The organism is Nocardia sp. NPDC057663, assembly GCF_042799895.1.
Taxonomy (GTDB): domain Bacteria; phylum Actinomycetota; class Actinomycetes; order Mycobacteriales; family Mycobacteriaceae; genus Nocardia.
The window spans coordinates 180,220-190,182 of the sequence record NZ_JBHVHX010000006.1; the positions used below are offsets into that span (position 1 = coordinate 180,220).

Below are 9,963 nucleotides of genomic sequence, written 5' to 3' on the forward strand. Positions count from 1 at the left end.
CTACACCGGAACCGGCACCGAGACCAGCAACGACGAGAGCACACCCTCGGTGCTCACCCCGTCCAGCTCGGCCTCGGGCCGCAACATCAGCCGATGCCGCAGCACGGCCACGGCCACGGTCTTCACGTCGTCGGGCGTCACGTAGGCGCGCCCGTTCAGCCAGGCGAAGGCGCGCGCGGCCGCCAGCAGCGCGGTCGCGCCACGGGTGGACGCGCCGTGCGCGACGGCGGGCGAGCTGCGTGTGGCGCGGCACAGGTCGACGATGTAGGCGAGCACCTCGGGACTCACCGTCACCTGCGCGATCGCGGCGCGGGCGGCGGCGATGTGCTCGGGTCCGGCCACCGGACGCAGCCCGGCGGCGCCGAGATCGCGCGGATCGAAGCCGCTCGCGTGCCGCTGCAGGACGCGGAACTCGTCGTCGCGGTCGGGCAGCCGGATGTCGACCTTGAACAGGAACCGGTCGAGCTGAGCCTCGGGCAGCGGGTAGGTGCCCTCCTGCTCGATCGGGTTCTGGGTGGCGACGACGACGAACGGCTCGGGCAGCGGCTTGGGCTGACCGTCCACCGAGACCTGACGCTCCTCCATCGACTCCAGCAGCGCGGACTGCGTCTTCGGCGGGGTGCGGTTGATCTCGTCGGCCAGCAGCAGGTTGGTGAAGACCGGGCCGTGGCGGAAGGTGAACTCGGCCGAATGCGGGTCGTAGATCTGCGAACCGGTGATATCGCCCGGCATCAGATCGGGGGTGAACTGCACGCGGGCGTGGTCGAGCGCCAGCGAGGTTGCCAGCGCGCGGACCAGCAGCGTCTTGGCCACGCCTGGCACGCCTTCCAGCAGCACGTGGCCGCGGCACAGCAGCGCGAGCACCAGGTACAGCACGGCCTGGTCGTTGCCGACCACGGCCTTGCCGATCTCGGTGCGCAGCGCGGCCAGCGCCGCACCGGCCTCCGAGGCGCTCGGCGTCTTCTGCAGGACAGTGTTGTCGGTCATCCGAGCTCCGTCTCGATCCATTCGAGGTGTGCGGCAACGTAATACAGGGTCGTCTCGTCGGGCACCGGGCCGAACAGGACGGTGCCGATCTGCTGGGCGGGCACGCCGAGGCGGGTGGCGGCCGTCTCGACGAGCTGATCGTCGGTGAGTTCGCGTGCGCCGAGGCGTGGGCGGATCCGGCGCAGGGTCGCCGTGCGCAGGGTCCGCGCGACGTGGGCGACGTCGCCGGAGCGACGGTACAGACCCGCCTGACCCGCGAGCAGTTCGTTCGCGGCCACCTCGACCGGTCGCGGTTCGCCGACCAGCGCGCCGCGTCTGCGCCCGCGCCACCCCATCAGCGCGACGAAGGCGATCAGGAATTGCAGACCGCCGAAGGCGAGCCAGCCGGGCAGGCTGGTGAAGATCGAGTCCTTCCCCTCGCCGAAATCGGGGTCGAAGCTGTCGTCCTCGGGCTGATCGGGCAGGTCAGGCGGTATCGGCGGGTCGGGCGCCTCGGGTGCGTTGGGCGCACCGCACGACTGCAAGGTGGCGTACAGCAGCAGGGCCAGGGCCAGGGCGGCGGCCAGCGCGGCCCAGAACCGGGGATTGCGGAGCAGCCCGGGCAGCGGCGGAAGTTGCCTGCGCCGCTTGGGCTCCCGTTCGACGATCTCGAGTTCGACCGGCTCGGCGACCGGCGGTGGGGCCGACTGCGAGTACCGGTCGGCGTATTCGAGCCTGCGGTATTCGTCCTCGGTCGCGGCGCGCCCGCCGTAGACGACCTCGTCGAAACTGCGTGCCGCCGGGTGTAATTCGGTGGACTGTTCCAGTGGCAGCGCGGTGGTCGCGTCGTCGGCGGTCTCCTGCGCGGTGCGTGATCGGCGGACCGGCAGGGTGCCGCCCTGTTCGAGGGCGCGCAGCACCGCGCGGAACCGTTCGCGGAGTGCGCGATCGTAGTCGCGGCGACCCGCTGCGTTCTCGGCGGCGGCCCGGTGCTCAGCGGCCGCGCCGAGGCGGGGCTGAGGTGGTGCGCCGCTGTGGCCGGGTTGCGGCGGTGCACCGCCGGGGAGGTCCGGGAAGTTGTTGTCGCTCATCGGGTACCACCCGGTATCCGGATGTCCATGCCTTCGCGGGTGCAGCGCCGGTCTATATAGCAGAGGACCCGGCTGGTCGCCTCGATGATCTCGCCGACCGTCACCACCAGCAGCAGTCCGCCGACCAGCAGCGTGATGAAGGCCCAGCGGTGCGTGCCGGAGAAGTCGGACAGGAAGAAAGGAATGCCGAACGCAGGCACCGCGAGTACCGCGAAGATGAGCCGCTGGGTGAGCCACAGGCCGGCGAAGGTCCAGTCCGCGCCCTGCACCAGTTCTTTCGAGCGGGCGACGGCGACACCGAATCCCGCCTGCTCACCGAGGATCACCGGTTCGGCGACGAACCGGCGCGCACGCACAGACGACAGCCAGATCAGCGCCAGCGGATAGGTGACGATCAGCAGGCTGCCGACCAGCAGCACCCCGATTCCGGTGAGCGAGAACATGACCTGCGCGAGAACCAGCGGCCCCGCCCGCCGCGCGGCCGCCCGCAACCCGGCGCGCGCGCCGTAGCGGACCCCGCCGAAGTCGGCGAGCGCGATGGCGACGGTGGTGCCGCGCAGCACGAGGCGCAGTAGCCACACACCGGCCGCTGTCGCCAGAACGGCGGCCCACGCGGTGCCGTCATCGGAGCCGTCGGTGAGGTGCGAGACCAGTCCGGTGACACCGAGCACGCCGAGTACCGTCAGCACGAGAGCAGCGCCGCCGAGCGCCGCGAGAGCCCGGATATGGGCCTGGATCAGGGCGAACGGCTCGTCGAGCAATTCGCGGAAACGCAGGGGCCTGATCGGAACCGTCGGCGGAGATGGCGGCGTCGGCGCAGGCGCTTGTGCCGGTTCGATTCCCGCCCCGACGGCGCCGACCGCTTCGACGGCGGGACGCACGCGGCCGAGTCTAGCTGTGTTGTCGGAGCGCTGGCGCGCTCGAGTCGCGGCCCCTCGTGTCCCGGCGGAGAAAGGGCCTTGAGATGATAAAAAAATCCCAACCCAACAGACAAAACAAGTGGGGGGGCGGCGGCCCCCCCCGGGCGCCGGGGCCCCCCCCCGCCCCCCCCCTTCTATGTGGTTTACTATCCCCGAACCGCCCCCAACCACCCGCCTGCCGGCGGCCCGCCCCGCCCCCCACCGCCGCTGCGCGGCGGACCCTCCTCGAGGTCGGGTCGTGCGGGGCTGGGAGTGTCAGTGGGCCTCGGTTTGTTCCAGGTGCGAGGCAGTTGGGTCCAGGTTTTGCGTGGACATCCGGGGCAGGGCCAGTTGGGTTGGCTTCAATCTGCCTCGCAGGGTGACCGTTTCGCCGAGGTCCCAGTGCGTGGACTCGGTGTCGGCGGCGGCGGCGAGTGTGGTCGCGGAGCTGAGCAGGCGTTCGTCGTAGTTCTTCGACAGCTCGCACAGGCGGGCTGCCTCGTTGACGGCGTCGCCGATGACGGTGAACTCGTAGCGGTTGTGGGTGCCGACATTGCCCGCGACGACCCGGCCCGCGGCGACGCCGATGCCCGCGTTCAGGTCGGAGGCTTCGCGCAGTCTGCGCTGGATGGCGCGGCCGCACGAGAGTGCCGAGCCCGCCAGGTCGTTCAGCGGTGCCGGGGTGCCGAAGACGGCGAGCGCCGCGTCGCCTTCGAACTTGTTGAGCAGGCCGCCGTGTCGTTCCACCTCGTCGACGACGATGTCGAAGAACCGGTTGAGGATGCCGACGATCTCGGGGGCGGGCCGGGTGGCGGCCATTGTCGTCGAGCCGATGATGTCGATGAACAGGGCGGCGGCCTCGGTCTCGGTGCCGCCGAGCACCGGCTGGGACGCGATCGCCGCCATCGCGACATCGTGGCCGACGTGCTTGCCGAACAGGTCCTCGATCATGGCGCGCTCGCGCAGACCGTGCACCATCCGGTTGAAGCCACTCTGCAGTTCACCCAGCTCGGTGCCGTCGTAGAGCGGGATCTCGGCGGTGAGATCGCCGTTCTCGACCCGGCGCAACGCCTGACGCACACCCATGATCGGCGCGACCGTCGCGGCGACGACCTGGGCCATCAACAGCCCGCCGAACAGCAGGATCGAGCCGCCGAGGCTGAGCACGCACACCGCCAGCCTGGCCTTGCTCACCGCGGGATCGGCCAGCGCCCACACCGCGACCGTCATCGTCACCGCCACCGGCATGGCGACGCCGACCACCCAGGACAGCATGGTCCGGCCGAAGACGCCGATACCGCGGCGGCGGTGCGGGTCGGCCACCAGCACCCGGGCGGTCACCGGACGCAGCGCGAACTCCACGATCAGGTAGCTGTCGGCGCACACGCCGATCGCGGCGCCGCCGATCGCCAGCATGATCTTCGGGATCAGCGCGGGATCGGCGACGCCGTAGGCGACGGTGAGCACGATCAGCGCCAGCGTCCACAGCGCCGCCTGCTGCAGCACCATCCAGAACGGCGCCGACGCGGTGACCCGGCGTTCGGCCGCGGTCGGGATGTGCTCGGGATCGCTGGCCCAGCGCATGGCACGCAGACCGGCGACGGTGCCCCACACCGTGCCGACGGTCAGTGCGATCACCGCGCACAGCGGCGTGAAGACGGTGTTGATCAGCAGCAGGTCACGGGTGAAGAGGGTCGGTCCCGGCAGGACGAAACCGGCGAGCGCGACGACCATCGCGATGCCGATCAGATTGGCGATGAACAGCGGCACGGTGAGCAGCAGCTGCACCCGCACGCGGCGGATCGCCGGCTTCTCGTCGACCGGCCCGAGCAGTGGCGAGCCCCATGGCGCTGCGCTCGGCGCGCACGGTGGTTCGTCGCGGTGGATCACTTACGCACTGTAAACCGAGCTACGCAATTCCATCCAAGGTGTATCTCAGGTCACGTATTCCGATGGTCGGCTATATGACCAGTCAGTGATCCGTTTTCCGGCGCTGGAGGTCGGCGCGGGCATGTGGGTCGGCACGGTATGGGTTCGGAGTACACATGTCCACTGAAAATGTTGTGCTCAGCGCTCGAGTAGCCGGTCGACGACGTCACGGTAGCGGGCGGGCTCGATCTGCGGCAGGCCGAGCAGAGCGCGCAGGTAGACACCGTCGCCGACCAGGCGGATGGTGTCGGCGCGGACGGGGTCGTCCACTTCGTCGTCGAGGCCGTCCGACCAGGCGGTCATCACGCCGTCGAGGGCCAGTTGCACCTCGTCGGGGTCGCTGCCCGCGGAGGCGTCGATGGTGCGCATGGTCGCCAGCAGGGAGCGGTACAAGGCGAGTTCGACGGCGTCGGCCTGCGTGGTGGGGTCGGGCGTCTGCAGGTACCACTCGGCGACCGGGGTTCCGTTCGCCCGCATCTCGTCGAGCTGGGCGCGGGCGCGTTCGCCGAGCCGTTCGACCAGGCCGACGAGCAGGGCGTCCTTGCTCTTGAAGTGATAGAGCAACCCGCCCTTGGACACCCCCGCCGCGGCGGCGACATTGTCGAGGGTCATCTGGGCCGCGCCGCGTTCGAGCAGCAGGGTCTCCAGGGCGTCGAGGATGCGATCGCGGGTGCCGGGGCTCACGTCGATCACTGTACCGTCTGGACGGTTTTCCTGTTACTGTACCGGCTGGACGGTTTACCAAACCTGAAAGTCGAGAGACCGATGAACACCCCCGTCACCACACTCACCCCGCCGCGCGCCACCCCGCGCGAGTGGGCCGGCCTGGGCGTACTTGCCCTCGCCCTGCTGCTGCTCGCCGTCGACGCGACCGTGCTCGACCTGGCCGTGCCCGCGATCAGCGCCGACCTCGCCCCGAGCACACCGCAGCTGCTCTGGATCATCGACGTGTACTCGTTCGTGCTCGCCGGCCTGCTGGTCGTGATGGGCAACCTCGGCGACCGGATCGGCAGGCGCAGGCTGCTGCTGCTCGGCGCCGTCGGCTTCGGCATCGCCTCGGCGCTGGCCGCCTGGGCGGTCTCGCCCGAGATGCTGATCGCGGCGCGCGTGCTGCAGGGCGTCGCCGGTGCCACCCTGATGCCCGCCACGCTGGGCCTGATCCGCTCGATGTTCCAGGACGCGCGGCAGCGCACCCTGGCGATCGGCGTGTGGAGCGCGATGGCCGGTGGTGGCGCCGCGGCCGGTCCGCTGGTCGGCGGCTGGCTGCTCGAGCACTTCTGGTGGGGCTCGGTGTTCCTGGTGAACCTGCCGGTCATGCTGGTGCTGCTGGCACTCGCGCCGCTGCTCATCCCGGAATCGCGTGACCCGAACCCCGGCCGGTTCGACGCGCTCAGCGCGCTGCTGTCCATGCTCGCGCTGGTGCCGGTGGTCTACGCGGTGAAGGAGACCGCGGCACACGGCCCGACGGTCGGTGCGCTCCTGGTCGGCCTGGCCGGTGTGCTCGCCGCCGTGCTGTTCGTGCGCAGGCAACGTCGACTGACCGATCCGATGCTCGACCTGCGGCTGTTCGCGCTGCCGAGGTTCCGGGTCGCGGTGTTCACCAACCTGCTCGCGGTGTTCGCGCTGGCCGGCGTGCTGTTCTTCGGCTCGCAGTATCTGCAGCTGGTCCTCGGCCGCTCGCCCTTGCAGGCGGGTCTGCTGATGCTGCCCGGACTCGCGGCCAGCGTGTTCGGCTCGCTCGCGGCGGCTTGGCTCGTGCGGCGCTGGCGCGCGGCGGCCGTGCTGGCCGGTGCGCTGGTCATCACGGCGGTGGGCGCTGCGGTCTTCCTCGCGGTCGACGCGACCAGCGGCGCCGAGGCGTTCGTCCTCGGTTTCGTCGGCATCGGCCTCGGCGCCGGTGTGGCGATGACCGTGGCCGCCGACCTGGTCGTCGGCTCGGCGCCCGAGGAACGCGCCGGTGCGGCGGCGGCGATCTCGGAAACCGCCTATGAGACCGGGCTCGCCCTCGGTGTCGCCCTGCTCGGCAGCACCGTGATGGCGATCTTCCGGCGCGGCCTGGACCTGTCCTTGCTGCCGGACGACGCGGTGGCGACCGCATCGGGTTCGCTCAGCGGCGCGATCGAGGTCGCGGGCGAACTCCCCGCCGCAGTGGCACAGGAGTTCCTGTCCTCGGCGAACCAGGCGTTCGTCAGCGGTATCCACCTGACGGTGCTCGGCATCGTCGCGGTGCTATTGCTCGCGGCCTACAGTGCGGTGCGCACGAAGACTACGCAAGCGTGACGACGATGCGGGGCCGGAGGGATCCGGCCCCGCATCGGCTGGTCAGTGGGTTGGGGCAATTCGCGGGGCCCGCGGTGGTCGCGTCGGCTGGTCAGCGGGTTCGCGGCATACCGCGCGGCCGGAGGTAACCGTTTCGTCTGGTCAGCGGGCTAGCGGCAGCTGTACGGCCCACGGTGGCCGGGCAGCTCGGTGACGTCGCCGTCGGCGAGCTCGCCGTAGCCGACCGGCACAGGCAGGCCGTTGCCCTGGCCTGCGGCAGGCGGTAGCTGGTCGACGCGGGTGTCGCCGCCGACGAGCTCGCCGGCGGCGTCTGTGGCGCCCAGGCCGTCGGGCGGATCAGCGGGCGGGTGGCAGTTCGGGCGGTCCGCGGTGGCCGGGCAGTTCGTTGACGTTGCCGCCGGCGATCTCGCCGTAGCCGTCCGCTTCGGGCAGGCCGTTGCCCTGACCCGCGGGCAGCGCGGTGTAGGTCGGCGCGGCCTGGTACTGGCGCGGGTCCGGGTGGTAGCGGGTCGACGGGGCGTCGACGACGGTCGAGGCGATCTGCTGGGCGTACGGATACTGCGGCGCCTGCTGGTACTGCGGCGCCTGCTGCTGGTAGCCGCCCGCGGGCAGGTAGCCCTGCACCGGCTGACCACCCTGCAGCTGGTAGCCCGCAGGCACCATCTGCTGCTGGGCCTGCGAATCCTGGGTGTCGACGGTGACCTTGCGGGTGCGGCGCAGCGTGAAGGTGACCTCCTCGACCTCCTCGAAGGCCTGGCGCGCGGTCCGCAGCGGGTGGGTCGCCGAGTCGATCGCGTTGGCGACGAACGAGGGCACCAGCGGGCGGATCCAGCGGGCGGCGGTGTCGGTGAACGGCACCGTGCCGATGATCGGCAGCTCCAGCCCGCCACCGCTGGTCGGGGCCTGCGCGGGCGCGGCGGGCGCGCTCACCGGCGGCTGCACGGGCACCAGGGCGCCCGCCGGCGGCGCGGCGGCGGGCAGCGCGTTGGGGAGGTACCCGGCGGGCAGCTGCGGTGTCACGTTCGGCTCCAGAGCCACGGAGTCGTCCTTTCGATGCGGCTCGGTGAACCCGAGCTCGAAACCGCCGATCGCGGCGATGATCCTGGTGCGCTGACGTTCTCGATCGATGACGGTATCGGCTTCGATCGCCAGCCGTGCTGCGGTGAGTTCGTGGTCGGCGCGCAGGGCGGCCGCCTCGGTGCGCACCTCGGCCCGCTTCACCGCGATGGCGGCGTCGGCCTCGCGCTGGGCCCGGTCGGCGATCTCCGCGGCGTCGACCCTGCGGTCGAGCGAGGTCTCGCCGCGCCACCAGCGCAGCAGCAGCGGCAGCAGGGCGAGCAGGACCCCGGCGAGCAGGATGAGCACCCGCAGCGCGGCGGCGCCCGCGTGGGCGGCGGTGTAGCCGTTCATGGCCAGCCAGCGGGCGCCGAGCCCACGGTCGGCCTCGGCGATCGCGGTCGCGCGGGCCGTGGCGAGTTCGGCGGTCTCGGTGCGTACCTGCTGGTCGAGCTGCTCGGTGCGGGCCTGCGCGGCGGCGAGCTGCTTGCGCGCGTCGTCGAGCATGTCGTTGGCGGTCTGGGTCTCCGGACCGCGGCCGGGCACGCCGGTGATCCGCGTCTGCGGGCACTCGGGCGTCGGGTTGTATTCGCAGCGGGCGATCACCAGCGCGCGGTCGATACCGGCCTGTGCCTCGGCGATGGTCACGTCGAGGGCGGCGCGGTCGGCGCTCGCCCGGTCGAATTCGGTGCGCGCGGCGACGACGCCGGGCGCGTTCTCGGCGCTCGCCTGCGCGCGCACGTCCAGTTCCCGGTCGACGGTGCCGCCGAGCAGCACGGTCGAGGCCAGCTCGGCGACGAGGACGCCCGCCAGCACGCCGACGCCGATCCTGGCCGCGAGACCGACCCGATCGGCACTCGCGCCGGGCCGGGTGGTGGCCAGCGCACGACCGAGCGCACCGGCGGCTACCCCGGCGACGAGCGCGAGCGCGACGACGGCGAAGGCCCCGATTCCGTCGGCGGCGGCGAGGGCGGCGGCGGTGACGATCCCGGCGATCGCGGCGAACAGCGCGACGGCGGCACCGGTGACGAAGTAGCCGCCCTGTTCATGGTTGAAGGCCAGGTCGGCGCCGGTTTCGGGGTCCCTTTGCCGGGGCGAGGCGAGGCCTCCGCCGAGCCAGGTGAGTATGCGGGTCATCTGTTCTCCCCGGTTCTTGCGCTCCACTGGGCATGGCGAAACTGTCATGGATTCGTTGTGCCAGCGTGACAGGCGCGGAGCCGACACACCGAGTGTCGCGGCCCCTCGTGTGGTCAGCCTCACAGTCGAGCGAACCCGGCATCGGCGCGACACGACTGCGCGGGCGGGCACCGCCGCCCACCTCGGCGTGTCGTCACCGGCGATCCGTACCTACTGGTAGGTGGAGGCCATTTTGTGGCGAACGACACTGTTCCAGAATTTGCCGAGAATGTGCTGTGACGCACATTCGGCATACAGACCGTACGGTCGGATGGCTACCAAGGCACGTCGGAGCCGCTGTCAGGAATATCTCACCGTTTCCACCCCGGTTAGCGGAGCAGGCAGGTTTGACCTGCGCATTGTCTGGGAATTCTGCTGCGGTGCAGGTGAGTTCAGCTTTCGGCGCCGCGCCGACGGCCGTTTCCGGCCTGCTCGTCCACAGTGTTCGCGCAGGTCGGCGCGGGTTGTTCGGGATCGATCCCGTGCCAGCTCTGCTTTACACTGGACGACGCGCGCGACGAAGCATGCCGCCGTTACAAACCCCAGCTAGACAGGTTTCTTAGCCC

The 9,963-nt window shown here is 71.1% G+C and carries 7 protein-coding genes; 1 reads left to right on the top strand and 6 read right to left on the bottom strand.

Annotated features, from left to right (window positions below; all coding sequences use genetic code 11):
* The 5 genes from ACFVAV_RS16405 to ACFVAV_RS16425 all read right to left on the bottom strand — a co-directional run bounded on the left by ACFVAV_RS16405 (position 1) and on the right by ACFVAV_RS16425 (position 5,569).
* Entirely contained in the window at positions 1-987 is a 987-nt protein-coding gene (locus ACFVAV_RS16405; RefSeq protein WP_379035681.1) for an AAA family ATPase, read from the bottom strand.
* Positions 984-2,057, bottom strand: coding sequence for a DUF4129 domain-containing protein (locus tag ACFVAV_RS16410; protein ID WP_379035683.1), 1,074 nt, complete (start codon positions 2,055-2,057; stop codon positions 984-986). Before ACFVAV_RS16410 ends, ACFVAV_RS16405 begins: the two co-directional genes overlap by 4 nt.
* On the bottom strand, positions 2,054-2,938 hold the full coding sequence (locus ACFVAV_RS16415; protein ID WP_379035686.1) for a hypothetical protein: 885 nt from the start codon (positions 2,936-2,938) through the stop codon (positions 2,054-2,056). Before ACFVAV_RS16415 ends, ACFVAV_RS16410 begins: the two co-directional genes overlap by 4 nt.
* Positions 2,939-3,232: 294 nt before the next feature.
* A complete protein-coding gene (locus ACFVAV_RS16420; protein WP_379035688.1) occupies positions 3,233-4,846 on the bottom strand; it encodes an adenylate/guanylate cyclase domain-containing protein in 1,614 nt (537 codons plus the stop codon).
* Positions 4,847-5,023: 177 nt separating this feature from the next.
* Positions 5,024-5,569 carry a TetR/AcrR family transcriptional regulator gene (locus ACFVAV_RS16425; RefSeq protein ID WP_379035690.1) on the bottom strand — a complete coding sequence of 182 codons (546 nt, stop codon included), beginning with the start codon at positions 5,567-5,569 and terminating at the stop codon, positions 5,024-5,026.
* 81 nt (positions 5,570-5,650) lie between these two features.
* Between ACFVAV_RS16425 and ACFVAV_RS16430 the strand changes: the two genes are divergently transcribed.
* On the top strand, positions 5,651-7,165 hold the full coding sequence (locus tag ACFVAV_RS16430; RefSeq protein WP_379035692.1) for an MFS transporter: 1,515 nt from the start codon (positions 5,651-5,653) through the stop codon (positions 7,163-7,165).
* 336 nt (positions 7,166-7,501) lie between these two features.
* On the opposite strand, the gene ACFVAV_RS16435 is transcribed toward ACFVAV_RS16430, so the two are convergent.
* Positions 7,502-9,358, bottom strand: a complete 1,857-nt coding sequence (locus tag ACFVAV_RS16435) for a DUF4407 domain-containing protein (protein ID WP_379035694.1) — start codon at positions 9,356-9,358, stop codon at positions 7,502-7,504.
* Between the last annotated feature and the right edge of the window lie 605 nt (positions 9,359-9,963).